The sequence below is a fragment of the Mesorhizobium sp. M1227 genome (assembly GCF_040318315.1).
Lineage (GTDB): Bacteria > Pseudomonadota > Alphaproteobacteria > Rhizobiales > Rhizobiaceae > Mesorhizobium.
Window position 1 is genome coordinate 100964 of sequence record NZ_JAMYLZ010000008.1, and the last position, 25509, is coordinate 126472.

General features: G+C 62.2%; 32 protein-coding genes and 1 other RNA gene. 12 read left to right on the forward strand and 21 right to left on the reverse strand.

Annotated features, from left to right (window positions below):
• The first annotated feature begins 47 nt into the window (after positions 1–47).
• Together NKH28_RS13230 and NKH28_RS13235 are read left to right on the forward strand one after the other, a co-directional pair.
• Positions 48–488, forward strand: a complete 441-nt coding sequence (locus NKH28_RS13230) for a hypothetical protein (RefSeq protein WP_292658543.1) — start codon at positions 48–50, stop codon at positions 486–488.
• Between the two features lie 78 nt (positions 489–566).
• Positions 567–872 (forward strand): hypothetical protein, encoded by a 306-nt coding sequence (locus NKH28_RS13235; protein ID WP_352613554.1) that lies wholly within the window; start codon positions 567–569, stop codon positions 870–872.
• 3 nt (positions 873–875) lie between these two features.
• On the opposite strand, the gene msrB is transcribed toward NKH28_RS13235, so the two are convergent.
• The 7 genes from msrB to NKH28_RS13270 form a co-directional block, all read right to left on the reverse strand.
• Entirely contained in the window at positions 876–1280 is a 405-nt protein-coding gene (gene msrB, locus NKH28_RS13240) for a peptide-methionine (R)-S-oxide reductase MsrB (RefSeq protein WP_027152870.1), read from the reverse strand.
• A 109-nt stretch (positions 1281–1389) separates the two neighbouring features.
• Positions 1390–2211, reverse strand: a complete 822-nt coding sequence (locus NKH28_RS13245) for an MBL fold metallo-hydrolase (protein ID WP_352979138.1) — start codon at positions 2209–2211, stop codon at positions 1390–1392.
• A complete protein-coding gene (locus NKH28_RS13250; protein WP_352979140.1) occupies positions 2212–3402 on the reverse strand; it encodes a vWA domain-containing protein in 1191 nt (396 codons plus the stop codon).
• Between the two features lie 9 nt (positions 3403–3411).
• Entirely contained in the window at positions 3412–3816 is a 405-nt protein-coding gene (locus tag NKH28_RS13255; RefSeq protein WP_254816428.1) for a type II toxin-antitoxin system HicB family antitoxin, read from the reverse strand.
• A 9-nt stretch (positions 3817–3825) separates the two neighbouring features.
• Complete coding sequence (locus tag NKH28_RS13260) at positions 3826–4020, reverse strand: type II toxin-antitoxin system HicA family toxin (RefSeq protein ID WP_126104508.1); 195 nt, start codon at positions 4018–4020, stop codon at positions 3826–3828.
• A gap of 61 nt (positions 4021–4081) precedes the next feature.
• Positions 4082–4528 carry a GNAT family N-acetyltransferase gene (locus tag NKH28_RS13265; protein ID WP_352979142.1) on the reverse strand — a complete coding sequence of 149 codons (447 nt, stop codon included), beginning with the start codon at positions 4526–4528 and terminating at the stop codon, positions 4082–4084.
• A gap of 117 nt (positions 4529–4645) precedes the next feature.
• Positions 4646–5485, reverse strand: a complete 840-nt coding sequence (locus NKH28_RS13270) for an AAA family ATPase (RefSeq protein WP_352540325.1) — start codon at positions 5483–5485, stop codon at positions 4646–4648.
• Positions 5486–5661: 176 nt separating this feature from the next.
• On the opposite strand from NKH28_RS13270, the gene ssrS reads away from it, so the two are divergent.
• The 4 genes from ssrS to NKH28_RS13290 all read left to right on the forward strand — a co-directional run bounded on the left by ssrS (position 5662) and on the right by NKH28_RS13290 (position 8286).
• Positions 5662–5817, forward strand: a non-coding RNA gene (gene ssrS / locus NKH28_RS13275) — 6S RNA.
• 140 nt (positions 5818–5957) lie between these two features.
• Complete coding sequence (locus NKH28_RS13280) at positions 5958–6545, forward strand: 5-formyltetrahydrofolate cyclo-ligase (RefSeq protein WP_352450855.1); 588 nt, start codon at positions 5958–5960, stop codon at positions 6543–6545.
• An 81-nt stretch (positions 6546–6626) separates the two neighbouring features.
• Positions 6627–7451 (forward strand): TIGR00282 family metallophosphoesterase, encoded by an 825-nt coding sequence (locus NKH28_RS13285; RefSeq protein WP_023678036.1) that lies wholly within the window; start codon positions 6627–6629, stop codon positions 7449–7451.
• Positions 7452–7521: 70 nt separating this feature from the next.
• Positions 7522–8286: a TerC family protein gene (locus tag NKH28_RS13290; protein ID WP_352471227.1), complete on the forward strand. Its 765-nt coding sequence runs from the start codon at positions 7522–7524 to the stop codon at positions 8284–8286.
• Positions 8287–8307: 21 nt separating this feature from the next.
• Here the strand turns inward: NKH28_RS13290 and NKH28_RS13295 are convergent, their stop codons facing one another.
• Genes NKH28_RS13295 through NKH28_RS13305 form a run of 3 tightly spaced genes read right to left on the reverse strand, consistent with a single transcriptional unit; the run spans position 8308 to position 9668 of the window.
• Entirely contained in the window at positions 8308–8775 is a 468-nt protein-coding gene (locus NKH28_RS13295) for an SRPBCC family protein (RefSeq protein WP_352683333.1), read from the reverse strand.
• Positions 8776–8805: 30 nt separating this feature from the next.
• A complete protein-coding gene (locus tag NKH28_RS13300) occupies positions 8806–9168 on the reverse strand; it encodes a VOC family protein (RefSeq protein WP_352683335.1) in 363 nt (120 codons plus the stop codon).
• A 17-nt stretch (positions 9169–9185) separates the two neighbouring features.
• On the reverse strand, positions 9186–9668 hold the full coding sequence (locus NKH28_RS13305) for an SRPBCC domain-containing protein (RefSeq protein WP_352613345.1): 483 nt from the start codon (positions 9666–9668) through the stop codon (positions 9186–9188).
• 51 nt (positions 9669–9719) lie between these two features.
• Between NKH28_RS13305 and NKH28_RS13310 the strand changes: the two genes are divergently transcribed.
• From NKH28_RS13310 to NKH28_RS13320, 3 genes are all read left to right on the forward strand, one after another.
• Positions 9720–10043, forward strand: a complete 324-nt coding sequence (locus NKH28_RS13310) for an ArsR/SmtB family transcription factor (protein ID WP_023678030.1) — start codon at positions 9720–9722, stop codon at positions 10041–10043.
• A 237-nt stretch (positions 10044–10280) separates the two neighbouring features.
• Positions 10281–11030 carry a YebC/PmpR family DNA-binding transcriptional regulator gene (locus NKH28_RS13315; protein WP_352540320.1) on the forward strand — a complete coding sequence of 250 codons (750 nt, stop codon included), beginning with the start codon at positions 10281–10283 and terminating at the stop codon, positions 11028–11030.
• The gene (locus NKH28_RS13320) at positions 11027–11338 is read left to right on the forward strand and encodes an Rdx family protein (protein ID WP_352683337.1); all 312 of its coding nucleotides are present in this window, start codon (positions 11027–11029) and stop codon (positions 11336–11338) included. The genes NKH28_RS13315 and NKH28_RS13320 overlap by 4 nt, the downstream gene beginning before the upstream one ends.
• A 27-nt stretch (positions 11339–11365) precedes the next feature.
• Here NKH28_RS13320 and NKH28_RS13325 read toward each other — a convergent pair whose 3' ends face one another.
• The gene (locus NKH28_RS13325) at positions 11366–11845 is read right to left on the reverse strand and encodes an anthrone oxygenase family protein (protein WP_352613351.1); all 480 of its coding nucleotides are present in this window, start codon (positions 11843–11845) and stop codon (positions 11366–11368) included.
• 142 nt (positions 11846–11987) lie between these two features.
• Between NKH28_RS13325 and NKH28_RS13330 the strand changes: the two genes are divergently transcribed.
• Complete coding sequence (locus NKH28_RS13330) at positions 11988–12629, forward strand: TetR/AcrR family transcriptional regulator (protein ID WP_352540318.1); 642 nt, start codon at positions 11988–11990, stop codon at positions 12627–12629.
• Positions 12630–12698: 69 nt separating this feature from the next.
• On the opposite strand, the gene rpmE is transcribed toward NKH28_RS13330, so the two are convergent.
• Entirely contained in the window at positions 12699–12920 is a 222-nt protein-coding gene (rpmE, locus tag NKH28_RS13335; RefSeq protein WP_006327661.1) for a 50S ribosomal protein L31, read from the reverse strand.
• Positions 12921–13124: 204 nt separating this feature from the next.
• Between rpmE and NKH28_RS13340 the strand changes: the two genes are divergently transcribed.
• Entirely contained in the window at positions 13125–14927 is a 1803-nt protein-coding gene (locus NKH28_RS13340) for an ABC transporter transmembrane domain-containing protein (protein WP_352814883.1), read from the forward strand.
• Between the two features lie 118 nt (positions 14928–15045).
• Here the strand turns inward: NKH28_RS13340 and NKH28_RS13345 are convergent, their stop codons facing one another.
• Positions 15046–17061, reverse strand: a complete 2016-nt coding sequence (locus NKH28_RS13345) for a DUF3857 domain-containing protein (protein ID WP_352979145.1) — start codon at positions 17059–17061, stop codon at positions 15046–15048.
• Positions 17062–17279: 218 nt separating this feature from the next.
• Positions 17280–18764: a carboxypeptidase M32 gene (locus NKH28_RS13350; protein ID WP_352613358.1), complete on the reverse strand. Its 1485-nt coding sequence runs from the start codon at positions 18762–18764 to the stop codon at positions 17280–17282.
• Between the two features lie 183 nt (positions 18765–18947).
• On the opposite strand from NKH28_RS13350, the gene NKH28_RS13355 reads away from it, so the two are divergent.
• Positions 18948–19133, forward strand: a complete 186-nt coding sequence (locus NKH28_RS13355; RefSeq protein WP_352613360.1) for a DUF1304 domain-containing protein — start codon at positions 18948–18950, stop codon at positions 19131–19133.
• Positions 19134–19367: 234 nt separating this feature from the next.
• Here NKH28_RS13355 and NKH28_RS13360 read toward each other — a convergent pair whose 3' ends face one another.
• The 7 genes from NKH28_RS13360 to NKH28_RS13390 form a co-directional block, all read right to left on the reverse strand.
• The gene (locus NKH28_RS13360; protein ID WP_352613362.1) at positions 19368–19766 is read right to left on the reverse strand and encodes a hypothetical protein; all 399 of its coding nucleotides are present in this window, start codon (positions 19764–19766) and stop codon (positions 19368–19370) included.
• A 263-nt stretch (positions 19767–20029) separates the two neighbouring features.
• Entirely contained in the window at positions 20030–21061 is a 1032-nt protein-coding gene (locus NKH28_RS13365; RefSeq protein WP_023678020.1) for a peptidoglycan -binding protein, read from the reverse strand.
• Position 21062: 1 nt separating this feature from the next.
• Positions 21063–22088 (reverse strand): MotA/TolQ/ExbB proton channel family protein, encoded by a 1026-nt coding sequence (locus NKH28_RS13370; protein WP_352471212.1) that lies wholly within the window; start codon positions 22086–22088, stop codon positions 21063–21065.
• Positions 22089–22203: 115 nt separating this feature from the next.
• Positions 22204–22911, reverse strand: a complete 708-nt coding sequence (trhA, locus tag NKH28_RS13375; protein WP_023678018.1) for a PAQR family membrane homeostasis protein TrhA — start codon at positions 22909–22911, stop codon at positions 22204–22206.
• Positions 22912–23010: 99 nt separating this feature from the next.
• Complete coding sequence (locus tag NKH28_RS13380) at positions 23011–23811, reverse strand: inositol monophosphatase family protein (RefSeq protein WP_352540313.1); 801 nt, start codon at positions 23809–23811, stop codon at positions 23011–23013.
• An 81-nt stretch (positions 23812–23892) separates the two neighbouring features.
• Entirely contained in the window at positions 23893–24459 is a 567-nt protein-coding gene (efp, locus tag NKH28_RS13385) for an elongation factor P (protein ID WP_023678016.1), read from the reverse strand.
• 138 nt (positions 24460–24597) lie between these two features.
• Positions 24598–25455: a LysR family transcriptional regulator gene (locus NKH28_RS13390; RefSeq protein ID WP_352613364.1), complete on the reverse strand. Its 858-nt coding sequence runs from the start codon at positions 25453–25455 to the stop codon at positions 24598–24600.
• Between the last annotated feature and the right edge of the window lie 54 nt (positions 25456–25509).

A 25509-nucleotide genomic window follows, 5' to 3' on the forward strand; every position in this document is an offset into this window, starting at 1 on the left:
GCCGGAGACGATCGCGGGAGAAGCGGTTCTGACCATGGATTCCAGCCATGAGCGAATTCGATTTTGGCGCCCGCCGCGCCTCTGAATTCCGCCAACGCAGCTTCTGGACGCTGTTCGCGGAACGGCATCCGGATGAAAGGGCTCTGTTGGCGAGGCGCGGACCGTGGTTCTGGCAGCGTGGGCTGCCCGATTTCGCATTGGTCCTTTCCATGTATGTCGCGCCTGCGCACAATCATGTCGGCGTCTTCTTCGGCCGCAACGAGAAGTTCGGTGCCACGCAAGCCTGGTCGCGGTTGAAGCCGTTCCAGCCGGCCATCGAAGACAGGCTGAAGCTCAGGCCAGAACAAAGTTGCGACGGCCTCGGCATCAATTCGATGTGGCGGGTGAATTGTTTTGCCGAGGACAATTGGCCGGCGATGACCGACTGGCTGGTGACGGAAGCCTCACGTTTCGAGCGCGCGATTGCCGAAGTTCTGGGTCAGGAATAAAGCAGGGTTTCCAGACGCAATCCTTGTGGAAGGGTTGCTCTGGTGAGCAGCCAGGGAGCCGATCGATCGATGACGATCATGTCGCGCGTTGCCGCCTTCTTCCGCTCACGCTGGTTCGGCGGCGTGCCGCTCGATCGGCTGTTCTGGCGCGACCTGGTCGTTGTCGGCACAGCGATCAACGTCGCGTCGTCGGTGGGGGCGCTCATTCTGCTAGGATTGAAGCTGCCGCTTGCGCTCGTCCTGGCGGTGCATTTCGCGCCGGTGCCCTACAATATCTTCCTGACCTTTGCCGTTTGGCGAACTGCCGGAAAATCGAGTGGCGTCATGGCCTCGCTGATGACGCTTGGCGCCACGTTGTGGCTGATCCTGGTGGTTGTGGCCTGACGATCAGGCGGCCGGCTCGAATTTGAGCGCCACGCCGTTGATGCAATAGCGCAGACCCGTCGGCGGCGGGCCGTCCTCGAAGACGTGGCCGAGATGGCTGCCGCAGCGGGCGCAATGGCATTCGGTGCGGACCATGCCGTAGCTGCGGTCGACGGTGGTCTCGACCGAACCCGGCACTGGGTCGTTGAAGCTCGGCCAGCCGGTGCCGCTCTCGAATTTCAGCTTGGATTCAAACAAGGGCTGGTCGCAGCCGACGCAGGAGAAGGTGCCGGCGCGCTTCTCGTGCAGCAGGGCGCAGCTTCCCGGCCGCTCGGTGCCGTGGTTGCGCATCACCGCATATTGCTCGGGCGTCAGCCGGGCGCGCCATTCGGCATCGGTGCGGGTAACGGGGTAGGTGTGGCTGTCCATTTTTTCCTCTTAGCTTATGTCGCTATTTGGGTTGCCTTCGCAACTTCGTCTGAAATAGGCATTTGTTACGGCGTTTGCTCGTATTTCCTATCCTGCCGCGAAGAATCCCTCAGGCGATGGCGGCGAGATAGCGCGCAACCGATGCTGAAAATGCCGCCTTTGCGTCTCCGATGACGTTCTGGTTCCACCATGCGCCGTAGATATGGTCGAACGCGAAAGGCTCCAGCGCGGCCTTGATGCCGTGCACTTTCGTCGCGTTGAGCGGGATATAGTTCGGATAGCTGTACATGAAGCTTACATGACGGCGGGTCGGCGTCACCTGCAGGATGTCGCCGGCCAGGATGGCATTGCCGCGGTCGCGCTTCCAGTGCAGTACCTGGCCACCGGCAAAGTGGCCGCCGCAGCGGATGAGCGTCAGCGACGGGTTTATGGCGCGCATCTCGCCTTCCCAACTGATGATTGCCGGATGCGGCCGCATGATCCACTGACGATCATCGGCGTGCAGATAAATCGGCACGCCGCCAAACGCCCCGCTCCATTCGACCATTGCCGAATAATAATGGCAGTGCGAAATGGCGATGGCGGTCAGGCCGCCCCGGCGGTTGATCTCGGCCACCGCCTCGTCGCTGACCATCGAGATGCAGTCCCACAGCACATTGCCGTGCGGCGTTTGCGCCAGCAATGCGCGCTGGCCGATAGCGAAGCGTGGCTCGATGCCGAAGGCGAGCACGCCGGCATCATCCTTGATCACGACCCGATGGCCGGCGGCGAGCTCTTCCGGCGTGGTCCAGGCCTGACCTTCCCAGCGCACATATTGCCGCTCGTCCTCGCAGATCGGGCAATGTCGCGGCGGCGTCGCTGTCGCCGCGAACTGGACACCGCATTGCAGGCAAAGGAAACAGGTCGACCGTCCTGTTTTGCGTGGATCCATTCAGTGCTTCCTTGAAAGTTGCTTCGTCGCGGCTTCGAGGCCGGCGAGCGTCAGCGGAAACATGCGGCCGCCAAAAATATCGCGGATCATGGCAATCGAATGGGTAAAACCCCAGTTCTTCGCGTCTTCCGGATTGAGCCAAATGGCGTTCGGCCATTGCTGCAGCAGCCTGCCGAGCCAGACGGCGCCGGCCTCCTTGTTCCAATGCTCGACCGAGCCGCCGGGTTGAGCGATCTCATAGGGGCTCATCGAGGCGTCGCCGACGACGATCACCTTGTAGTCGGGGCCATATTTATGGAGGAGATCGAAGGTCGGAATCACCTCGGCATGGCGGCGGCGATTGTCCTTCCACACGCCCTCGTAAAGGCAGTTGTGGAAATAGAAATATTCGAGCTGGCGGAACTCGGCGCGCGCGGCCGAAAACAGCTCCTCGACACTCCTGACATGGTCGTCCATCGAGCCGCCGACATCGAAGAACATCAGCAGCTTCACGGCATTGCGACGTTCGGGTTGTGTCTTAACGTCAAGATAACCGTGCTCGGCGGTGGCGTGGATGGTGCCGGGCAGGTCGAATTCCTGTTCGGCGCCTTCGCGCACCCAGCGGCGCAAGCGCTTCAGCGCGACCTTGATGTTGCGGGTGCCGAGTTCGACGGCATCGTCGAAATTCCTGAACTCGCGTTTGTCCCAGACTTTTACCGCGCGGCGGTTGCGGCTTTCGTGCTGGCCGATGCGCACGCCTTCGGGATTGTAGCCATAGGCGCCGAACGGCGAGGTGCCGCCGGTGCCGATCCATTTCGAACCGCCCTGATGCCGGCCCTTTTGCTCCTCCAACCGCTTCTTCAGCGTCTCCATCAGCTTTCCGAAGCCGCCCAGCGCCTCGATCAGCTTCTTCTCCTCGTCGGTCAGGTGCTTTTCGGCGAGCCTCCGCAGCCATTCCTCCGGGATGTTTGCGACATCGACCGCGTTTTCGCCAGCCTGCGCCTCGACACCTTTGAAGATGTGCGAAAAGACCTGGTCGAAGCGGTCGATGTGGCGCTCGTCCTTCACCAGAGCGGCGCGGGCGAGATAGTAAAAGCCCTCGACATCATAGTCGACCAGCCCGGCCTCCAGCCCCTCCAGCAGCGACAGATATTCGCGGAGCGAGACCGGAACCCGCGCTGCCTTCAGTTCGAGGAAGAAGGGGATGAACATGGTCCGACTTTATCTGTGTCCCTCGATCTTCTCCCGTGCGGCGCTGGCGATAAAGGCGGAACGCGTCAGACCACGCCGACCCGCTTCTTCGTCGATTGCCGCCAAAAGACCTGCGTCGAGCGACAGATTGGCCCGGACAGGCCGTCCGGAATCGATCAGCACAGGGATCATCACGGCGGATTCACCGGCAGCGCTATCGACTTCGCCCAGTCGGAGCAGATCTGCCACAGTGCGCGCCGCGGGCAAGGGCAAGTTCTTCGCCATTCGTGTCTCTGCCCATTCGCGAACGGCAGAAGTCGCATCGGCTATCGCCTCTTCGGGACTTGCGCCACCGCCGTGACATCCGGGAAGATCAGGCACCCGCACTCCCCAGACTTCATCTGCGCCGTCAAGAATTCCGACATAGTGCGTCATGATTCGTCCTTAAATCCATCCAGCAAGCCGGGCGATCGACCGCGCAACACCCAGAGATTGTTCGCGATGCCGCGGCACGATAATCATGATCTCCGGCCTTTCCGGATGCTCGTACTTCTCGTGTTTGCCGCCGCCTACGTTCACCCAGCCGTCACGTAAAAGCCTCGTGACAATCTTGCGCGTGTTGGTCTCGATCAGCGGCACTGTCGCCCCTGATCATGCGCAATATATTGCGCACAGGTGATTATTTCAATCGTTGGCTTCATCATAGCAGATCGTACTCGATGAAGCCGGTCCGCCGCGCCACGCGGTCGTAGAGCTTGCGTGCCGTGGTGTTGGTTTCGTGGGTCATCCAGTAGACGTTCTTGACGCCGATCTTGCCGGCTTCCTGCTTGACCGCTTCGATCAGGGCGGCGCCGACGCCCTTGCCGCGTACATCGGGGTCGGCGAACAGGTCCTGCAGATAGCAGTTGTTTATCTGCGACCAGCAGGAGCGATGGTAGAGATAGTGCGTCAGGCCGACGGCCTTGCCGTCGAGGGTGGCGATGAAGCCTTTCGGCTCGAACTCGCCCGCCGTGAACAGCCGCTTCCAGGTGACGGCGTAAACCTCTTCCGGCAGCTTGGTTTCGTAGAAGGTGAGATAGGCGGTCCAAAGACGCCGCCAATCGGCGTGGTCAGATTGCGCCAATGGGCGGATGGTGATCTCGGTCATTTCGTTTCCCTCTGAAGTCGGCAACCTGAAGCTGCCTCCGTGCCCGGCTAGAGGCAACGGTCCAGCACCGGGAAAGCGCTGTCCGGTGACTTCGTGGGCTTCCGGCCGACCGGCCCCTCATCCCTGCCGTCTCGCCATGAAGGCCAGGCGCTCGAACAGATGCACGTCCTGTTCGTTCTTCAGCAAGGCGCCGTGCAGCTTGGGCAGCACGTTCTTCGGGTCGGCGCGCAGGTCCTCGGGCGCGATCTCGTCGGCGACCAGCAGGCGGATCCAGTCGAGTGCCTCGGAGGTCGACGGCTTCTTCTTGAGGCCCGGCACGTCACGGATTTCATAGAATTGCGTGAGTGCGGCGCGCACCAGGTTCTGCTTGATGCCGGGATAGTGCACGTCGACGATTTTGTGCAGCGTCTCGACGTCGGGAAAGCGGATGTAGTGGAAGAAGCAGCGGCGCAGGAAGGCGTCCGGCAGCTCTTTTTCGTTGTTGGAGGTGATGATGACGATCGGCCGGACTGTGGCACGGATGGTCTCGCCGGTCTCGTAGACGAAGAACTCCATCCGATCCAGTTCCTGCAACAGATCGTTGGGGAACTCGATATCGGCCTTGTCGATCTCGTCGATCAGAAGCACGACTTTCTTGCCGGCAGCAAAGGCGTCCCACAGCTTGCCGCGCTTGATGTAATTGCGGATGTCGTTGAAGCGCTCGTCGCCGAGCTGGCTGTCGCGCAGCCGCGAGACGGCATCATATTCATAGAGGCCCTGCTGCGCCCGCGTGGTCGATTTGACATGCCATTCGATCAGATCGATGCCGAGCGCCGCCGCCACCTGGCGGGCAAGTTCGGTCTTGCCGGTACCGGGCTCGCCCTTGACCAGCAACGGCCGCTCGAGCGCGATCGCCGCGTTGACCGCCACCATCAGATCCTTGTCGGCGACATAGGCTGCCGTGCCTTCAAAACGCATTTTTGCTCCCGGGTTCATCGCGCGACCCTAAGGAGGCGGCCTTCGCTGTGCAAGGCGCTGCTGGCAAAGCGGGGATCTTGCCGGCGCGACCCTCGTCGAGCGGTTCTGCGTCGATTTAAGACTCGAAACATGTCGTCTCTCTGGCGCTTGGTCTGCCGTCTGCCTATATTGGCGGAGACGGTCTGCGCTTCCCGGCAGGAGAACATTTTCCCCGGGGCCTTAATGATCCCTAGGGAGCTGTCCCTGGGAAGACCCGTGGGTTTTCTCATACGGCGCCCACCTACTTTGTAGGTTCCCGGGATCGCTCTCTCCACCGGTTGTGTGGATCGTCACCTGTCGAAAAGGCAATGTCTGGCGGATCTTGTCGTCGCGCCGCTTTGTGCGGTGCTCTCACGAACGAAAGCTCGCCCCGCTCCTCCAAAACGTCGCTCGTAAAACTCCATCCAAATCTGACCTTTTCTAACGTCGGCGCATGACATCCCCAAAAGACCTGAAAAAAACTCTCCGCAACCAAGCCCTCGGGCGCCGCGACGCGCTCGATCCTTTCTGGCGGGTGGAGGCAGCACTCGAAATGGCCGAGACGGCGCGCGACCGGATCACGGTCGAGCCGGCCCAGATCGTCTCAGGCTTCTGGCCGATGCGCTCGGAAGTCGACGTCCGGCCGCTGATGTTTGCCTTGCGCGAAAAGGGGGCAAGGCTCTGCCTGCCGGCCATCCTCAACAAGACCACCATCGTTTTTCGCGAACTGGTGCGCGGCGCGCCGATGATCGACATGGGCTTCGGCACCGTCGGGCCGCATGAGGAAGCCGAGGTGCTCGATCCCCAAATGATGCTGGTGCCGCTTGCCGCCTTCGATGCGCGCGGCCACCGCATCGGTTACGGCGCCGGCTATTATGACCGGGCGATCGCGCGGCTGGCCGACAAGGGGCAGCAGCCGCGGCTGATCGGCATTGCCTTCGACTGCCAGGAGGTGGCCCTGGTGCCGGACGAGCCGCATGACGTGATCATTCCGGAAATACTCACCGAGAGCGGGTTGCGCCGGTTCGCGCCGAAATTGTAGATAAGTTCCTGGACGCATGGTCTTTTCCGAAAGTCATGCAGCTTTTTGCTTCGCTGACCTTCGGTTCGGGATCACGCTTATATGAGACTTCTCTTCCTCGGCGACATGGTCGGCAAGACAGGACGTACGGCGGTGTGGGAACAACTGCCCGGCCTGATCTCGGATTTCAAACTCGACTTCGTCATCGTCAATGGCGAGAACGCCGCCGGCGGCTTCGGCATCACCGAGGAAATTTTTCGCGAGACGATCTCGGCCGGCGCCGATGTCGTCACCACCGGCAACCATGTCTGGGACCAGCGCGATGCGCTGATTTTCGCGCCGCGCGAAGAGCGCTTCCTGCGTCCGTCCAATTTCCCCAAGGGTACGCCGGGGCGCGGCTCAGGCGTCTACATCGCCAGGAACGGCGCGCGCGTGCTGGTCGCCAACATCATGGGCCGGGTGTTCATGCATCCCGAGCTCGACGATCCGTTCCAGGCCGGCGAGCGCGAACTTGCCGCTTGTCCGCTTGGCGAGCAGGCCGATGCGATCGTCATCGATTTCCATGCCGAGGCGACCTCGGAAAAAATGTGCTTCGCTCATTTCGTCGACGGCCGTGCCAGCCTTGTTGTCGGCACCCATACGCATCAGCCGACCGGCGATCACCAGATCCTCAATGGCGGCACCGGTTATATTTCCGATGCCGGCATGTGCGGCGATTACGATTCCTCGCTCGGCATGGACAAGGAGGAGCCGCTCAACCGGTTCTTGTCCAAGGTGCCGAAAGGCCGCTTCGAGGCGTCGACCGGACCGGCGACATTGTGCGGCGTCGGCGTCGACATTTCCGACCGTAGCGGCCTGACCGAACGGATCGCGCCGTTTCGCCGCGGCCCGCGGCTGGAGGAAACGGCGCCATCCTTCTGGTCGTGACATTGATATGGACGCTTGCAATACCCAATTGCCGGCGAAACTGCTCTAGATCGTAGAGGGGACGACCTCCATGCAGCTAGTCGAATTCCTGGCGCCGCATTTCGCCTTTGTCTCCGACCCGACGGCATGGGTCGCGCTGCTGACTCTGGTCGTGCTGGAGGTCGTGCTCGGCATCGACAATCTGATCTTCATCTCGATTTTGACCAACAAATTGCCGGTAGCGCAGCGGGCCCGCGCCCGGCGGCTCGGCATATCCGCCGCGCTGGTGATGCGGCTGATCCTGCTGGCCACCATCTCGATCATCGTCCAACTGACGACGCCGATATTCACCGCCTTCGGCCACGGGTTTTCATGGCGCGACCTGATCCTGATCGCAGGCGGCCTGTTTCTTGTCTGGAAGGCGACCAAGGAGATCCACCACACGGTTGATCTCGATGATCACCAGGACACCATGATGGGCGAGACGCTGCAGCTTTCGCTGGCCGGCGCGATTTTCCAGATATTGCTGCTCGACCTCGTCTTCTCGATCGACTCGATCATCACCGCCGTCGGCATGACCGACGAAATCGCGATCATGTACATCGCGGTGATCGTGGCGGTGAGCGTGATGATGCTGGCGGCCGGGCCGCTGGCCGACTTTATCGCCAGGAACCCCAGCATCGTCATGCTGGCCCTCGGCTTCCTGCTGATGATCGGCACGACGCTGATCGCCGACGGCATGGGTTACCACGTGCCGAAAGGCTACATCTACGCCGCCATGGGTTTTTCGGCACTGGTCGAAGGGCTCAACATGCTGGCGCGGCGGCGGAAGAAGGCAAAAGGCGGCGGGCACTGAGGATGGCCCACCGCGGCTGACCTAATTCCCCGGCACACCCTTCGGATGGCGGTCGCCGATCAGGCCAAGCGTCAGGCCTTGCTCCAGCCACGCCTTGGCGCCGGCGAGCACCAGCGCAAAGCCATCGGTCGAGCCGATCGCCTGCTTGACCTGCTCGTCAGGGCTGCCGGCAAAGCCGAAATTGCGGACCTCGACAAAGGTCGTGTTGCCCGGCATCTCCTCGAAAGTCCAGACCACCGTAGTCGGCGGATCGCTCCATTGCATGACGATCTTCTTGTTATCGACGATCTCACTGACATTGACCGTCGTCGAGACGCCATACATGCGCCATTCCCAGCGAACTTTGTTGCCGCTGTCCAGCCTGTTGCTGCCATGGGTGAACCAGAACTTCGTCGTGATCGCCGGATCGACGAAGGCTTCGAATACGTCGGCGACCGGCCGCCTTATCAGCATGCCGGCTTCGGCGGTCGGTGTTTCGCGGATTTCCATTTCATCCTCCTTTCCACGGCGCCGCCCTGTTCACCAGGCATCGGGTTCGCGCACCAGGTGAATGATGTTGGTCGGGTTGGTGATCCAGCCGCCGCGAAAGCCTTCACCCAGTGCCTCGATGGCATCGCAGCGCACGACACCGGCCTCGGCGAGATGCTCCGCAGCGGCCGGAAAGTCATCGGTGAACAGTTCCAGCCAGATCTCGGCCTGGCTCATCATCGGCGCCTCGTCGATCCACAGCCGATTGGGACCGAGTTCGAAGCCGACGGCCGGCGGCTTGGCGGTGAATGGCTTCAGGCCGATGACGTCGCGATAGAAGGCGACCGTTGCCTGGTATTGATGCGGCGGGACCTTCATCGCGATGTTGATGCCGCCGGTGATCTTCGCGGACATTCTTACTCCATTTGCTCTCAGATGTTGTTCTGGTTGGCCGGCTCGCCCTTCATCTCGCTGCGGTAATAGCCGTCGCGCAGATTGATGCCGTATTCGACATAGGCCTTCATGCAGGCCAGCATCTGCGACCAGCCCTCGCAATTGAGGTAGGATTTCTTCAGGCCGACCGCGTCCTCGTGCCAGCCGGTTTCGGCGATGGTGACGAAGGTGCCGCCATCGTCGAGCGGCTCGAAATTCATCTCGATGCGAGTCTTGTAGGCTGGCTTGCCGTCGGCGTCGGTGGCATCCCAGCGCAGCACGATGCGGCTGTCTTTCTTCACCTCGTCGACCTCGACGGGAACCTTGCCCCACCAGATGACGGTGGCGCCCGCCACCAGCAGTGCGCTGGCGCCGCCGATCGTGGTGAAGTAGCCGCTAAGTTTCTTCGGATTGACGACCGCATCGAAGACTTCGGCGACGGGTTTGCCGATGCGGCCAGAAACCCTGAATCCAAGAGACATATCCACAGCTCCTTCCTTGAATGGCTCAATGATATGTTATAGAAATATAACATGTCAAGCCAATCGCGGGACGACAATGTTTTCAAGGCGCTGGCGCATCCGCGCCGGCGTGCGTTGCTCGACCGGCTGAAGGATGCGCCGCAGACCACCGGCATGTTGTGCGATGCCTTCCCCGACATGGACCGCTGCACGGTCATGCTGCACCTGAAGGTGCTGGAGGAGGCCGACCTGGTCGTGGCGCGGCGCGAGGGGCGCGAACGCTGGAACCATCTCAACGCGCTGCCGATCAAGCACATCCACGACCGCTGGATCAGTCAATATGCCACGCACGCGATCAGCATCCTCGACCGGCTGAAATCCGATCTTGAGGGATGAAAGGTTTGCCGAAGCCTGCCGATTTTCGGATCTTGAAACCCTTGCGTGCCGGCAGCAATGGCGCGGCTGGACGAATTGAGCCGATTTATCTATAAGCCGGCCATTCCGACAGCGAGCGCCGTCCGTCCGTCAGGGACGCAGCAGGACGTTCTGAAATTTTGAATTCGAGCATTTTGCAAGATGCCGGGTGGTTCACCAGGCGGCAGATGCTCTAGCCGAGAAGATGACAGGGGTGCCATGGCTGGCCATTCACAGTTCAAGAACATCATGCACCGCAAGGGCCGCCAGGATGCGGTGCGGTCGAAAATGTTTTCCAAGCTGGCGCGCGAAATCACCGTCGCCGCCAAGAGCGGCACGCCCGATCCATCGATGAACCCGCGCCTGCGCCTTGCGGTGCAGAACGCTAAGGCGGTGTCGATGCCGAAGGACAATATCCAGCGCGCCATCAACAAGGCGTCGATGGGCGATGCCGAGACCTACGAAGCCGTGCGCTACGAGGGTTACGGGCCAGGCGGCGTCGCGCTGATCGTCGAGGCGCTGACCGACAACCGCAACCGCTCGGCGTCGAATGTGCGCGCTGCCTTCACCAAGGCGGGCGGGGCGATGGGCGAGACCGGCTCGGTATCGTTCATGTGGGACCGCGTCGGCGAGATCTACTATCCGGCATCGGCCGGCAGCGCCGAGAAGGTGATGGACGCGGCGATCGAGGCCGGCGCCGACGACGTCCAGTCGGACGAGGACGGCCACACGATCTACTGCGCTTTCGAGAATCTCGGCGAAGTGTCGAAGGCGCTGGAGGGCGCGCTCGGAGAGGCTGAATCGGTGAAGCCGATCTGGAAGCCGCAGACCAATATCGCGGTCGACGAGGAGCGGGCACAATCGCTGATGAAGCTGGTTGCGACGCTCGAGGACGACGACGACGTGCAGAGCGTCTACGCCAATTTCGAGGTCGACGAGGAGACCTTGGCAAAGCTCAGCGCGGCATGATCCAACACGCGCTGCCCACAGTCCGCATCACCTATTGCACGCAGTGCCTGTGGCTGCTCAGGGCCGGCTGGATGGCGCAGGAGCTGCTGTCGACCTTCGGCACCGATCTGGGCGAAGTGACGCTGGTGCCCGGCACCGGCGGCATCTTCACCATTTCCTGCAATGATACGCTGGTCTGGGACCGCAAGCGTGACGGCGGTTTTCCCGACGCCGCAAAGCTCAAGCAACTGGTTCGCGACGTCATCGATCCGGATCGCGATCTGGGCCATGCCGACCGCAAGGGCCATAAGTCAAAAGACCCTGCCTGACGGCCTTTTAGGACTTCCGTCCTGCATTCACCGCCATGCGAAGATGAAGCAGCCCAGCGCCACGATGGCGGTGATGGTGCGGACATGGTTCCACATCACCCAGTCCCTGAGATAGGTGGCCCATACCGCGGCGCCGTTGGCGCTTGCCGGATCGACCGCGGCCAGGGCGTTGTTAAGCGGCACGTTGAACATCATCGTCACGATTGGGTTGCCGACGAGGTAGATCAGGGCGCCGGCGAGGAGCCAGAACGAACCCGGTTGGCTCCAGCCGATAAGAGCGCCGGCGGCAAGGACAAGACAGACCAGCCCGGTGCCGAAAAGCGCGGTCATGAATGCCGGCGTAATCACGGTGATGTTGATCGAATTCATGGCGGCGATGCCGCCTCCGGCAGGCAAGCGGGCGAGCGCCGGCATGATAAAGTTGGAGAAGGCGAAGAAAACGCCGCCGGCAACGCCTGAGCCAATGGCAGCGACGAAGGTGAGGGTGGGAAGCAGTTTCATGATCATGTCAGTTCCTCCGGTTTCGGGGTTCGAGCAATTTGATTGGCACGCCCACCAAATGTGAATAATCCTCATGTTTGCAAAACGTGATAAACCCTCGTATTTTGCGAGTCAAGGCAATTTGTTGATTGTTCGTCTGGAGACAGTGATGGGAGGCTCTGCCGTATCGGATTCACAGAACGGCCAGATCGCATCGCCGCGCCGGGCGCCGAGCCAGCAGCGCAGCCGCGAGCGGGTCGAGCGCATGCTGGCCGCCGCCTCGGCGTTGATCGCCGAGCAAGGCAGCGACGCCATGCGCATGGGCGAGGTGGCCGAGAGGGCCGGCGTGTCGATTGGCTCGCTCTACCAGTTCTTCCCCGACAAGAGGGCGATCATCTGGGCGCTGGCCGAACGCTACACCGCCGAAAGCCAGGCCTGCATTGCGGCAGCGCTAGCCGAGGTCAATGACGCCGAAGGCCTGCGCCGGGCATTTTCGGAACTGGTGGATATCTACTACGGAATGTTCCTGGCGGAGCCGGTGATGCGCGACATCTGGTCGGGCACGCAGGCCGACAAGGCGCTGCGCGAACTCGAGCTTGCCGACAGCCGGGCCAACGCCGAATTCCTTACAGCCGTGCTGAAACGGCTGCGGCCATCCGCCGATCCGGAAGCGCTCGAAACGACGGCGTTTCTCATCTGGCAGATGGGCGAGGCCGCAATGCGGCTGGCGATCTCGGTCGGGCGGCAAGAAGGCGACAGGCTGGTCGCGGCCTACAAGCGGATGGCCCTGCGCGAGTTGCTCGGCGAGTAGGGCCGTATTTTCCCAACAAAAAACCCGCCACGAAGGCGGGTTTCTCGATCTGCGAAATGCCAATGCGGCTTAGAGGCCGAAGCCTTCGAAACGCTTCTTGAACTTCGACAGGCGGCCACCGCGGTCGAGCAGGGTCTGCTGGCCGCCGGTCCAGGCCGGATGGGTGGTGGGGTCGATATCGAGGTTCATCGTATCGCCTTCCTTGCCCCAGGTCGAACGGGTCATGTATTCGGTGCCGTCGGTCATGACGACCTTGATGGTGTGGTAGTCGGGATGGATATCGGTCTTCATGGGTCTGTTCCTGGCTTGCCGGGTGCTGCCGACGGGCTGAAGCCTGCGTCGATGCGCCCCTTTTTAAAACTCGAAGCCGCAGCTATTGAGGAGCCACGGCTTCTAAAACGGTCGGCGAGCCTATACATCAGCCGGAATTGAATCACAAGGCCGTGGCAAGCGCATATTGATGGCGCAAACCTCAAAGGGCCAAAGGAAACGGTCATGGCGAACATCAGCGGCGATGCAGACGAGCGCAGGCGCTCGCTGAAGCCGCTGCAGCGCCTGTTTCCCTACATCACCCATTACCGCAAAATGGTCATCGGCGCGATCGTCTCACTGGCCGTCGCGGCGGCGACGACGCTGGCGCTGCCGCTGGCCGTGCGGCGGATGATAGATCACGGCTTTTCCGCTTCCGATTCCAGCTTCATTGCCGAATATTTCGCCATGCTGGTGGTGATGGCCGCCGTGCTGGCGGCGGCATCGGCCAGCCGCTACTATTTCGTCATCACGCTCGGCGAGCGCGTCGTTGCCGATATCCGCCGCGATGTCTTTGCCCACGTCACCACGCTGTCGCCCTCGTTCTTCGATACAGCCCAGTCGGGCGAGATCGTCTCGCGGCTCGCCGCCGACACGACACAGGTCAAATCGGCCGTCGGTGCTACCGCCTCGGTGGCTTTGCGCAACGTCATCCTCGGCCTTGGCGCCGTGGCGATGATGGTCTTCACCAGCCCAAAACTGTCCGGCCTGGTCATCGCGGCCATTCCGCTAATCGTGCTGCCGCTGGTCGCCTTCGGCCGCTCGGTGCGGCGCAAGTCACGACTGGCGCAGGATACGCTTGCCAATGCCACCGCCTATGCCAGCGAGCAGATCGGCGCGGTGCGCACCCTGCAGGCCTTCACCAACGAGAAGCTTGTAACCAGATATTTTTCGTCCGCCGTGGAAGCAGCGTTCGAAGCGGCGCGGGCCTCGATCTTTGCCCGCTCCTTTCTCACCTTCTTCGCCATCTTCATGATCTTTTCGTCAGTCGTGGCGGTGCTGTGGTTCGGTTCGCGCGACGTGCTCGACGGCACGCTGTCGCCGGGCACGCTCGGTCAATTCCTGCTCTATTCGGTGTTCGCCGCCGGCGCGCTCGGCGCCCTGTCGGAGGTCTGGGGCGAACTTTCCCAGGCAGCGGGCGCTGCCGAACGGCTGACCGAGATCCTGGCCGAGAAACCCGCGATCCAGGCGCCCGCCGATCCGAAGCCGCTGCCGGCAAAGGCGAGAGGCGCGATCAGCTTCGACGATGTCTCCTTCTCCTATCCGGCCCGGCCCGACCGCGCCGCCGTCCATGGCCTGAGCTTTCAGGTCAAACCCGGCGAGACGGTCGCGATCGTCGGACCCTCGGGCGCCGGCAAGAGCACCGTGTTTTCGCTGCTTCTGCGCTTCTACGATCCGGAGTCCGGCGGGATCATCATCGACGGGGTCGATCTGCGCGAGGCCGATCCGGCGGCGATCCGCGCGCGCATCGCCATCGTGCCGCAGGACGTCACCATCTTTGCCGCAAGCGCGCGCGACAATATCGGCTTTGGCCGGCCTGGCGCCAGCCAGGCCGAGATCGAGGCGGCGGCGAAGGACGCGCTTGCCGACGAGTTCATCCTGAAACTCGAAAAGGGCTATGACAGCCAGGTCGGCGAGCGCGGCGTGACGCTGTCGGGCGGCCAGCGCCAGCGCGTGGCGATCGCCCGCGCCATTTTGCGCGATGCGCCCATCCTGCTGCTCGACGAGGCGACCTCGGCGCTAGATGCCGAAAGCGAGACGCTGGTGCAGACGGCGCTGGACCGGCTGATGAAGGGCCGCACCACGATCGTCATCGCCCATCGGCTGGCAACCGTGCTGAAGGCCGATCGCATCCTGGTCATGGATGGCGGCCGCATCGTCGAGGAAGGCACGCATCAGAGCCTGGTCGCCAAGGGCGGCATCTATGCGCGGCTGGCCAAGCTGCAGTTCGACACCGGGGCGAGTGCTTTCAGGGGCGCGGCCGAGTAGCATCGCTCCATCCCGATGAAATCGGGATAAGGCTCCATCTTCTTGTTTGACCATGATCTTTTCCGAAAACCGGCATCCACTTTTCGGGATCATGGTGCCCCGCGGCGGCCGAGATTCTTCAGTTACCGAAAGCTCGGCGTTTGCCGCGTCGATAGGCGATGAACAGGGGAACGCCGACAAGCAACGACAACAAAAGCATGCTGGCGACGGTCTGTCGCTGCTCCTTTGCCGGATCGCTGAGCTGCACATCGGCAGGCGGCTCTTCATAGGTAAAATCGTACTGCCAGCGAACCTGGTCTGCGAGGTCATCGACGGTTTTCAGATAATCGGCAATCGCCTTGGCCGGTACTTCAGTCGCCAGCGTCTGAAAGTTCCATTCAACTTGAAATTCGGTGGGCGTGTTGGACCAGGATGCCTTGAGAGACAGATAGGGCGTCACGACGTTTTTCATCGACTCGCCGGAAAACCTCGCCTTGAGGTTGCGCACGGTCACCTTGTGGCGGCGGTAGAACTGGGGGCCGAGGGAGACGGGCCCGGTTCGGTCGACAATTGTCGGGGTTGGAAGAGAGTTGTTGCCGAGATCGGCCGCGCGGATCGGGAAATTCTTTGCCAGATCGTTGGCCGTCAGCGCCTCCGCCGGCAAGCGATAACTTTCCTTCACGCTCACTATGTTGCCGTCGCGGCGATCCACGATTTCCGGCTTGGCGATGGTTTGGATGCCCGGATATTGCTTGTTGTAGTATTTCAGGTAGGCGTCCGACACCTCGCTCAGCGACCGGCTGGCGAAATTGCCGCGCATCCAATCGGCATCGGCGTCCTCGTATGTCGAGAAGACCGTCAGCACGAGGGGATCGCCCGGTTTCCGCGGAAAGTCGAATTCCTCGGCGATCTGGATCGCTGGGCTGGCAGGCACAGGGCTCGGCATCTTCTCCAACCCGCCGGTGCTGGAAAGCGGCAGCGCGAAGCCGTAGTCGGGCTGTGCGAGATTGTGCGCCCTGCCGCCCTGAAGATAGTTCGTGGCGTCCAGCCAATATGTCTTTGCTCCGATCCTTGCCTTGACGATGGCATGGTCGAAATCGCGGAGCGCCGGCAGATGCTGGTCCAGGGCCCGTCCCTCGTCGAGATCGGCCAAGGCGACGTCGGCAGCAATGCCAAGCCGCACAAGCGACGAAACCAGCAGCAGGGCCTTGTCCTTGCAGTCACCGAACCCGCTCAGGATGACCGTCGCGGGATCACGCGGAACGTAGGAACCGGCACCCATCGACAGGCTTACATAGCGGATCTGGTCCTGCACCAACCGCATTGCCTCGACCATCCGGTCTTCGGGCACCGGATGCCGCAGAGCGATGTCGTCGAGCTTTGCGGCAAAAGCCGGGGGAAAAACGGTCGCTGGCTTGTAATAGGGCGCAACGGCATCGACCACACTTTGCCAATTCGCGGTAGACGCGACATCGATGGCGCCCCAGCCTGGATAGGTCACGGGCAGGTTGTCCTCGACATTGACCGGTTTCGGGTTTGGAATCTCCCATAGATAGGTGGTGTCCGGTCCAGTCGGGGAGATTGAGGGCTTGAGTCGGGTTCCCCGTGTCTTGATCTGGAGCGGCTGGTCCGAAGGCCAAATGATGCTTGTGCGGATAAGCGCTACCGGCTCTTCCCATTCGGTGGAGAAATTCTTGAAGAAAAGGTCCTTGCCGACCAGCGGCGTTATCTCATAGGTCGACCCGTAGTCGACGATGTCGCCGGTGCGCACATCATCGATGTTGACATGTGCTGTCAGCCAGCCGTCGAAGACACCCTTCTCGGCGTCTCTTTCCCTGCGGAAGATGTCGAATTCGACACCTTCCAGCCGGTCCAAAACGGCGCCATCGCGGATGATGTGAAGATGGTTGAGCGTGACCTTGTGCCGGGACGGATCGAACTGCAGATCGATACTCGCGCCACGATCCAGGCCGGGACGGTCGACGATTTTATAGACGGTGCGCGAGTACTCGACATAGCCGCCGGCGCGATGCGTGATCTGGTCGTCCGAGAGCAGCCATGAAACGCCATTCTTGATTTGATCCGATCGGGTGGGATCGGCAGCCGGAATATCAAGCTGCTTTACCCAGCTTTCTGCCGGCCCCTTGAGAACCATGTCGTCGGCCGTGGCCGGAGAACTCAGGCCGATCAATAAGATGAAAAATACCAAGCGGGGCCAGAAAGACTTCATCCTATGAAAACTGTAACAGACAGACATCTACGCTCGCCCAACTTGGAAGAACTCCTTTTTCAGAGGCTTTCCCACCAAAGTAAAGGCCAGTTTCGCGGATTTCTGCAGTCACCGCGGCAAGAACCTGGAATACACGAAGCGGCTCAGTTCCCGTACCGCTTCTTCAGGTGATCGGTGAAATGCACGGCATTGAGCTTTTCGCCGGTAGCGCGTTCGAGCAGTTCTGGCGTCGACCAGCGCGAGCCTTGCGACCAGATCCTTTTGCGGCGCCAGTCGTTGATCGCGGCGAAATCTCCCTTGGCGAGGTCTTCGTCGGCTGAAGGATGATCCCTGGTCAGCGCCGCCCATTGCTGCGCCGCCATCATGGCGCCCAGCGTGTAGGAGGGGAAATAGCCGAAGGCGGCACCCGGCCAGTGGACGTCCTGCATCGGACCATCAGCCGGATTGTCTGATGTCGACAGGCCGAGATAATCGCGCATCTTGGCATCCCAGGCTTCGGGCAGGTCGGCTGCTTCCAGCCGTCCCGAGACAAGCTCCTGCTCCAGCTCGTAACGCAGGATGACGTGCAGCGGATAGGTGACCTCGTCGGCATCGACGCGGATCAGGCCGCGCTCGACCCGGTGCACATGCGGCAGGATGTCGTCGATCCTCCAGCGCTCGCCGAGGTGTCTTTCGACCACCGGCAGCGCCCAGCGCCAGAATTCTGGATTGCGGCCGATCTGCTTTTCGACGAACAGGCTCTGGCTTTCATGCACCGCCATACCGCGCGCTCTGCCGAGCGGCCAGTGCGCCCACGCCTTCGGCAGATTCTGCTCGTACAGCGCATGGCCGGTCTCGTGCAGCACGCCCATCAGCGCCGACAGGAAATCCGAGGTCTTGTAGCGGGTGGTGATGCGCACGTCGCTCGGCACGCCGCCGCAGAAGGGATGGTGCGAAACCGACAGCGAGCCGTGGGTGAGGTCGAAGCCGACTGCCGCCATCATGGCGAGGCCGAGCTCGCGCTGCTTGTCCAAGGGGTAGCTGCCGGAAAGCGGCTTCAGCGGATGTTTCGCCAGCCGCTCTTCCTGCACGGCCAGTGCCTCCGGCACGAAGCCTTTCAGGAAGGTCTTCAACTCGACAAACACAGGCGTGATGTCGGCGGCGCGATTGCCCGGATCATATTGCTCCATCAGCGCGTCGTAAGGCTCGAGCCCGAGCACCTCGGCGCGAAGGGCCGCCTCCTCGCGGACCAGCGCCACGACGCCTTCCAGCGCCGGCAGGAAGCCGGCCCAGTCGTTCTTGGCGCGCAGGTCGCGCCACAGCTGCTCGGAGCGCATGCGCGCGGTCGTCTGGCGCTCGACGAACTCGACCGGCAGGCAGGTCAGGTTGGTATATTGCCGGCGGAATTCCCTGACCGCGGCCTGCTGCTCTTCGTTCAGCGCCTCCTGCTCGGCCGCCGCGATCCAGTCGGCAATCTCCGGCGCAGTCGCCCGGGCATGGTGCATGCCGGCAAGCACCGACATTGCCTCTGCGCGCTTCTCGCCGCCGCCGACCGCCATATGGGTCGCCTCGTCGGCGCCGAGGATGGCGAGGGCGTGTTCCAGTGCTTCTAGCTTGTGGCCGAGGTCGTCGAGTTTTTGAAAGGACATTGTGGGTTCCGCTGATTTGACGGCGGGAAAAGATACCAATGCAAAACTGTTGGCAACCCCTGAAGACCGTCCGCGACCGATGCATTGACTGCCGGCCGCGACGGCCGAAAAGCAACTAGCGGAAGCGGTGGCGTGCGTGATCAATGTCATCCGCGGCGGCAGACCGCGATGGGGAGACGAAACATGATCGCCAATGTGCTGGTCGGGCTGGTGACCGTGATCCACCTCTGCATCGTCTATTTGGAGATGGTGCTGTGGGACACGCCGCGCGGCCATATCGTATTCAGGCTGACGCCGGAATTCGCCAGTGCCTCGAAAGTGCTGGCGGCCAATCAGGGCTTTACAACGGGTTTCTCGCAGCCGGCCTGATCTGGGGGCTTTACCTCGGCGAAGCCGGTTTTCAGTAGTCTTCTTCTTGCTCTGCGTCGCCGTCGCCGGCCTTACGGCGGCAACGGCGGGCGCAAAATCCTGTTCATCGAGACAGTGCCGGCAGTACTGGCGCTGATTGCGCTGGCGTTGGACTAGCGCATGATCCCTGAACCGAAAGCTGGAAAAGGATCATGCGCAAATCAATTGCCACAGCGCCCGGCATTGCGGCCGATTTCAGCCGCCTGGATAAGTTGGGCCATAGCCGTTGGGATAGTATCCGCCATCGGCGCCGTTGCCGATGAGGAAGGCACTGCCGGTGTCAGCGCGCAGCTTTTGGCTGACATCGTCGAGCTGCGCCATCAACTGCTGATATTGCGTGCTCGGCATCGTTCCACGGCGAGCGGCCCTCTGGGCGGCCCGATCGAGTTGAGCGACCTGCGTGCGCAAGTCACGTGCCTCGCCCGGCTCGAGCTTGTTCGCCCGGATGGCGCCCTGGATACCCGTCTCCACACTCTGGATCTGATTGATCAAGGCCGTCTCACGCGGGCCGGCGTAAGCGCCAGCAAACGGAACGGCGAGGAGAAGTGTGGCGAGCGTAGCAGTCCTGAGATTCCTGGGAGCGAAGAAGCGCATGGTTGCGTCTCCTTTACTGGGGAAGGCGGTGGTTGGGAGGGTCCTGCCTTCCGGCCGTGGGCCGTCAGGTTCCGTCGCGTCGCGATGAGCGGTTCCACCGCCGGCGGTTCTCGGCCCATGACCAAGGCTAAAGGCCACGGCGGCAAAGTGTAATTAAAAAATGGTAATTTTTTCAGCTCTTGCCGCTGCCGCACCAGTGCCCTAAATGCCGCCGACTTGAGCCGGCCCGACCTGGCGCATGATACAAGCCAAAGGCTTGCAGATCACCGCTCGGTCAGCTTCAACTCGATGCGGCGGTTCTTGTTGCGCGCCTCTTCGGTATCGGCGGGGTCGAGCGGCTGGAATTCGCCGAAGCCGGCCGCGACCAGCCGGTTGGCCGGCACGCCGTTCTCGATCAGGAACTTGACCACCGATGTCGAGCGCGCCGTCGACAATTCCCAATTGTCGCGGTAGCGGCCGGTGCCGGAGAGCGGCTTGTTGTCGGTGTGGCCATCGACGCGCAGCACCCAGTTGATCTCCGGCGGGATTTCCTTTTGCAATTCGATGATGGCATCGGCAAGCTTCTTCATCTCGACCTTGCCGGCATCGTTGATCACCTCGGAGCCGGTCGGGAAAAGCACTTCCGACTGGAAGACGAAGCGGTCGCCGACGATGCGGATGTTCTCGCGGTCGGCAAGAATTTCACGTAAGCGGCCGAAGAAATCGGAGCGGTAGCGGTTCAGCTCCTGCACGCGTTGCGCCAGTGCGACGTTGAGGCGGCGGCCGAGATCGGCGATCTTGGTGTTGGATTCGCGGTCGCGCGTTTCGGACACGTCGAGCGCTTGTTCGAGCGCTGCGATCTGCCTGCGCAGCGCCGAAATCTGCTGGTTGAGGATCTCGACCTGGCTCAACGCCTGCTGGCTGATCTGGCGCTGGCTGTCGAGCTCGCCGGAAAGTGCCGTCGCGCGCTGGTTGGCGGCATCGCCGGCACCGGCGCCTTGCGCCAGCAATTGCTCGAGCCGGCTCTTTTCCGCCTCCGATGCGGACAGCGATGCCTGCAAATTGGCAAGGGTGTCCTCCTTGTCCTGCGTCGTCGAGCGCTCCAGCGCCAGAAGCTGGGTCAACTCGTTGATCTGCGAATTGAGGCGGTTGAGCACCGTGTCCTTGCCGGAGATCTCGCGGCCGAGCAGGAACTGCGCCAGCACGAAAACAGTCAGCAGGAACATGATCGCCAACAGCAGCGTCGACAGCGCATCGACGAAGCCCGGCCAGTAATCGATGCGGCGGTCGGAGCGCCGGCCTCGTGCCAACGCCACGTCAATGCACTCCAGGCTTCTTCAAGGCGTCGGCGATCTTCTCCAGGGTGTTGCGCATCGCCTTCTGCTCGTCCGACTGGGCCTCGACCCAGTCGCGCATGATCTGCTGTTCCGAGCGCATGTTCTTGACCAGGCCGGAAATGCCGTCGGCGAGATTGGCCATGGCGGTGGCGACGCGCGGATTGGAGCCGCCGCCATTCTCCTGCAGAGTGCGCAGCTTTTCCGACAACAGCCGGATTTCCTCGGAGGGTTCGGTCTTGGCCGTGTCGGCAACGACGATGTCGGAGGACAGGTCGGTGACCGAGGACAGCCAGTTTTCGAGTTCGGTATAGAAGCGCGTCTGGGCGCGGCCGGCCTGCAGGTCGAGGAAGCCGAGCACCAGCGAGCCGGAGAGGCCGAACAGCGAGGACGAGAAGGCGGTGCCCATGCCGGCCAACGGAGCGGAAAGCCCCTGCTTCAGGGATTCGAGCACGGCCGCGGCATCGCCGGTGCCGGGATCGAGCGACTCGATGGTTTCGCGGATCGAGCCGATCGTGTTGAGCAGGCCCCAGAAGGTGCCGAGCAGGCCGAGGAACACCAGCAGTCCGACAAGGTAGCGCGACGTGTCGCGGCTTTCGTCGAGCCGGGTGGCGATCGAATCCAGCATGGTGCGCATCGAACTGGTCGAGAAGGCAATCGTCGAGGAGCGGCCGATCATCGCCTTCATCGGCGCCAGCAGCACCGGTTCGGTGGTTTCGGAACCGGCGCGGAACGAGTTGACCCAGCGCACCTCGCGGAACAGCCGGCCGACCTGGACGAAGGCCAGCAGGATGCCGACCGCCAGCACGCCGATGATCAGGCCGTTGAGGCCGGGATTGGTGACGAAGGCGGTCGAGATCTGGCGGGTCAGGATGGCGGCTATGAAGGCCACGATGAACAGGAAGATCACCATGGTCAGCAGAAACACCTGCGGGCTCGACAATTTGTGCGGGTCGTAGATCAGAACGTCGGAGCGCCTGCCCATGCCGAAGGATCTGAGAAGAGTCATCCGTGCCCCGTTTCCGATGCCGTCGCCGCCGATCAATTTGTGTTTGCGACTCTAAACGGAATTGTGACGAAATTGAATGGCGCTTGGCAATATTGCCACTGTCCGCGACCGGAGGTCAAAGCCGGTTGATGACCAGGCAGTCGACCATGGCGGCCAGATGCAGGCCGGCGCCGGTGACGACAAAGCCATGCCACAGCGCATTGTGGAAGCGCAGGCCCTTCCAGGCGAAGAAGATCACGCCACAGGAGTAGACGATGCCGCCGGCAACGATGAGCGCGATCGATGTCGCCGGCAGCGTCCGCACGAGCGGCTCCACCAGAACGATACCGCTCCAGCCGATGGCTAGGTAGAAGACGATCGCCAGCCGGTCGAAACGGCCGGGAAGAAAGACCTTGATGGCGATGCCGACCGCCGCGGCGGTCCAGACCAGGACGATCATGGAAACGGCCAGCGGCGAGCCGCCGAGCTGGGCCAGGAAAGGCGTGTAGGTGGCAGCGATCAGCAGATAGATCGCGGCATGATCGAAGCGCCGCAATATCCATTTCGCCGGCGACGAGACCGGCCAGACATTATAGGCCAGCGAAACCGACAGCACGGTGAGCAGCGAGACTACATAGAAGGCGGCGGCGACGTATTCGCCGGGGCCGGTTCGATAGGCGGCCAGTGCCAGCAGCGTCGAGCCGGCAGCGATCGCTAGCACGATGCCCACGGCGTGGACAATGCCGTCGGCGATGATCTCGGCGCGCGAGTAATGCCAGCGCCCCATGAAGGGAATGTCGAGCTGGGAGAGTTCGCTCTGGGGTTGGGGCCGGCTGTTCGTCATCGATGATCCTGCGCCACCTTATCTGGGCGGCCGCGGGACAGTATTTCAAGCTTTGGTTGCGGTTTTGCGACTGCGGCGGTTCAGCGCGGCGTGCCTCTATCAGCCGACTGAGAGTGGCTTTTTGATAGTCTTCAACAGCGCGCGCTGGATGAGTTCGTTGCCGGCGACCAGTGAACCGGCGTTCAGCACATCCTGTCCCCCGGCGAAATCGGAGACGAAACCGCCCGCCTCGCGGATCAGCAAAATGCCGGCGGCGACATCCCAGGCCGACAGGCCGGTTTCCCAGAACCCGTCCATGCGGCCGGCGGCGACGTAGGCAAGATCGAGCGAGGCGGAGCCGAGACGGCGGACGCCAGAGACCTCGGCCATGACATTGCGCAACTCGATGAGGAAATTGCCGTGCTGGCCACGCCCGAGATGCGGCATGCCGCAGCCGATCACCGCATCGACCAGCTTGGTGCGGCCGGCGACGCGCAGCCGGCGGTCGTTCATGAAAGCGCCGCCGCCGCGCTCGGCGGTATAGAGCTCATCCATCGCCGGATTGTAGACGACGCCGGCGACGATCTGGCCCTGGCGCTCCAGCGCGATCGAAACGGCAAAGAGCGGAATGCCGTGCAGGAAATTGGTGGTGCCGTCGAGCGGGTCGACGATCCAGCGGTGCTGGCCGTCGTCGCCCTCGATCACGCCGCGTTCCTCCATCAGGAAGGCGTAGCCGGGCCGCGCCTTGGAGAGTTCGGCAAAGACGATGTCTTCGGCCTTGCGGTCGGCCTGGCTGACATAGTCGCCCGGCCCCTTCATCGAGACCTGCAGGTTCTGCACTTCGCCGAAGTCACGCGACAGCGAGCGGCCGGCCTTCATTGCGGCCTGGACCATGACATTGAGGATCGCGGAACGCGCCATTGCTGTTCTTCCTGTCGCTGCGCCTATTTGCCTTGACGCATGATCTTATCCAAAAAGTCTGCAACTCTTTGGGATCACGCCTTAGTCGGCGCGGCGCACGTAAGTGATTTCGTTGGTATCGACGATGATGCGCTCGCCCGAGCCGATGAACGGCGGCACCAGCACGCGGATGCCGTTTTCGAGTATCGCCGGCTTGTAGGACGAGGCTGCCGTCTGGCCCCTCACCACCGGGTCGGCCTCGGTGATGGTCAGCGTCACCTGGTCGGGCAGCGAAATGCCGATCGGCCTTTCGTCATAGAGCTGGACCGTCACCATCATGCCGTCCTGCAGGAAGGCGGCGCGATCGCCGACGAACTCCTTTTGCAATTCGAGCTGCTCGTAGCTTTCGGTGTCCATGAACACCAGCGCGTCGCCCTGCTCGTAGAGGAAGGAAAAATCCTTCAGATCGAGCCGGATCTGCTCGACCGTCTCGGCCGAACGGAAGCGCTCGTTGAGCTTGGTGCCGTTGATCAGGTTCTTGAGTTCGACCTGGTTGTAGGCGCCGCCCTTGCCGGGCTTGACGGTGTTGGTCCTGACCGCCACCCAAAGGCCGCCATCATGCTCGATGACGTTGCCGGGACGGATTTCGTTGCCATTGATCTTGGCCATGGTGAGGTGATCCGGAAATGAGATGATCGCCGCAAAGGGCAATTTGGCGCCTCCAAGACCACAAATCGCCAGCAGAGGCAAGGAGCGCCTTCCGATGAAGCGGGAACGAAGCTGGCCCGGCAGCGCGGCGTGGCGGCCTCAGTCCGCCCTGACAGTCGCGGTGACGGCCTCGGTCACTGCGTCGGCGACCTCTCTCAAAAGATGCAGATGCGGCGAACGCAAGACGACAATTCGCAGCGACAGCTCGAGGCCGGGAGCGTCGACCAGGGCAATGCCCTCCGGCAGCTTTTCCCGCAGCAGCCGCCTGGGCAACAGGCCAAGGCCTTGGCCTCGACGAACCCAGTCGATCTGCAGCGCGCTGTCCTGAATCTCGGCGCCGACCATCAACCTGTGGCCGTCCTCGGCCAGGGCAGCCGCCAGCCGCCGGCGCGCGTCGCAGGGTTCAGGGCTGAGGACCCAGGGCATGGTCTTGACGTCGGCTTGCCGACTGGTGTTTTCGGCAGCGATGATGCCGAGGGGCTCGGTTCCGACAACGCCGTCTCCAGTTTTGGAATTGCTGCCGTCCAGGATGAAGGCGAGGTCGAGCTGTCCGCGCTTGTGCTGGTCGGCCAGCTCAAGACTCCAGCCGCTCTTCAGACGCAGCGAAACCTTCGGAAACCGCGCCACGGCATCAGCAATGGCGGCGGCCACGGCTTTGTCGCAAAGTCCATGCGCGAGGCCGAGCCGCAGCAGGCCCTCCGGCTCGTTGCCCTTGGCGAATGATCTCAGCGCGTCGACGGCGGCGAGAATGTCCTTGCCGCGTGCCAGCACCTCTACGCCGGCCGGGGTCAGTCGCGACGGCTTTAGCCGGCGGTCGAGCAATTCCGTGCCGAGCACCTCCTCCAGCCGCTGGATCTGGCGGGTGACGGCCGGCTGCGTCAACGGCAGGCGTCGAGCCACCTTCTGAATCGAACCCTCCTCGGCAAAGAGGGCCAGTGTTTTCAGTTCTTCAAGCACGACACACCCGAACATGTCACAGAAGCATAATTATGCTGAACATTATGAATTTGA

Bases quoted from the DNA above. Each gene is read 5' to 3' on its own strand.
- NKH28_RS13230 (WP_292658543.1), top strand. From the start codon at position 48: ATGAGCGAATTCGATTTTGGCGCCCGCCGCGCCTCTGAATTCCGCCAA.
- NKH28_RS13285 (WP_023678036.1), top strand. From the start codon at position 6,627: ATGAGACTTCTCTTCCTCGGCGACATGGTCGGCAAGACAGGACGTACG.
- NKH28_RS13325 (WP_352613351.1), bottom strand. From the start codon at position 11,845: ATGATCATGAAACTGCTTCCCACCCTCACCTTCGTCGCTGCCATTGGC.
- NKH28_RS13270 (WP_352540325.1), bottom strand. From the start codon at position 5,485: ATGCGTTTTGAAGGCACGGCAGCCTATGTCGCCGACAAGGATCTGATG.
- NKH28_RS13315 (WP_352540320.1), top strand. From the start codon at position 10,281: ATGGCTGGCCATTCACAGTTCAAGAACATCATGCACCGCAAGGGCCGC.
- NKH28_RS13265 (WP_352979142.1), bottom strand. From the start codon at position 4,528: ATGACCGAGATCACCATCCGCCCATTGGCGCAATCTGACCACGCCGAT.
- NKH28_RS13330 (WP_352540318.1), top strand. From the start codon at position 11,988: ATGGGAGGCTCTGCCGTATCGGATTCACAGAACGGCCAGATCGCATCG.
- NKH28_RS13370 (WP_352471212.1), bottom strand. From the start codon at position 22,088: ATGACTCTTCTCAGATCCTTCGGCATGGGCAGGCGCTCCGACGTTCTG.
- NKH28_RS13350 (WP_352613358.1), bottom strand. From the start codon at position 18,764: ATGTCCTTTCAAAAACTCGACGACCTCGGCCACAAGCTAGAAGCACTG.
- NKH28_RS13380 (WP_352540313.1), bottom strand. From the start codon at position 23,811: ATGGCGCGTTCCGCGATCCTCAATGTCATGGTCCAGGCCGCAATGAAG.
- NKH28_RS13305 (WP_352613345.1), bottom strand. From the start codon at position 9,668: ATGTCTCTTGGATTCAGGGTTTCTGGCCGCATCGGCAAACCCGTCGCC.
- NKH28_RS13255 (WP_254816428.1), bottom strand. From the start codon at position 3,816: ATGACGCACTATGTCGGAATTCTTGACGGCGCAGATGAAGTCTGGGGA.
- NKH28_RS13290 (WP_352471227.1), top strand. From the start codon at position 7,522: ATGCAGCTAGTCGAATTCCTGGCGCCGCATTTCGCCTTTGTCTCCGAC.
- NKH28_RS13360 (WP_352613362.1), bottom strand. From the start codon at position 19,766: ATGCGCTTCTTCGCTCCCAGGAATCTCAGGACTGCTACGCTCGCCACA.
- NKH28_RS13320 (WP_352683337.1), top strand. From the start codon at position 11,027: ATGATCCAACACGCGCTGCCCACAGTCCGCATCACCTATTGCACGCAG.
- NKH28_RS13235 (WP_352613554.1), top strand. From the start codon at position 567: ATGTCGCGCGTTGCCGCCTTCTTCCGCTCACGCTGGTTCGGCGGCGTG.
- NKH28_RS13250 (WP_352979140.1), bottom strand. From the start codon at position 3,402: ATGTTCATCCCCTTCTTCCTCGAACTGAAGGCAGCGCGGGTTCCGGTC.
- NKH28_RS13300 (WP_352683335.1), bottom strand. From the start codon at position 9,168: ATGTCCGCGAAGATCACCGGCGGCATCAACATCGCGATGAAGGTCCCG.
- NKH28_RS13245 (WP_352979138.1), bottom strand. From the start codon at position 2,211: ATGGATCCACGCAAAACAGGACGGTCGACCTGTTTCCTTTGCCTGCAA.
- NKH28_RS13340 (WP_352814883.1), top strand. From the start codon at position 13,125: ATGGCGAACATCAGCGGCGATGCAGACGAGCGCAGGCGCTCGCTGAAG.
- rpmE (WP_006327661.1), bottom strand. From the start codon at position 12,920: ATGAAGACCGATATCCATCCCGACTACCACACCATCAAGGTCGTCATG.
- msrB (WP_027152870.1), bottom strand. From the start codon at position 1,280: ATGGACAGCCACACCTACCCCGTTACCCGCACCGATGCCGAATGGCGC.
- trhA (WP_023678018.1), bottom strand. From the start codon at position 22,911: ATGACGAACAGCCGGCCCCAACCCCAGAGCGAACTCTCCCAGCTCGAC.
- NKH28_RS13355 (WP_352613360.1), top strand. From the start codon at position 18,948: ATGATCGCCAATGTGCTGGTCGGGCTGGTGACCGTGATCCACCTCTGC.
- NKH28_RS13295 (WP_352683333.1), bottom strand. From the start codon at position 8,775: ATGGAAATCCGCGAAACACCGACCGCCGAAGCCGGCATGCTGATAAGG.
- efp (WP_023678016.1), bottom strand. From the start codon at position 24,459: ATGGCCAAGATCAATGGCAACGAAATCCGTCCCGGCAACGTCATCGAG.
- NKH28_RS13280 (WP_352450855.1), top strand. From the start codon at position 5,958: ATGACATCCCCAAAAGACCTGAAAAAAACTCTCCGCAACCAAGCCCTC.
- NKH28_RS13345 (WP_352979145.1), bottom strand. From the start codon at position 17,061: ATGGTTCTCAAGGGGCCGGCAGAAAGCTGGGTAAAGCAGCTTGATATT.
- NKH28_RS13310 (WP_023678030.1), top strand. From the start codon at position 9,720: ATGTCAAGCCAATCGCGGGACGACAATGTTTTCAAGGCGCTGGCGCAT.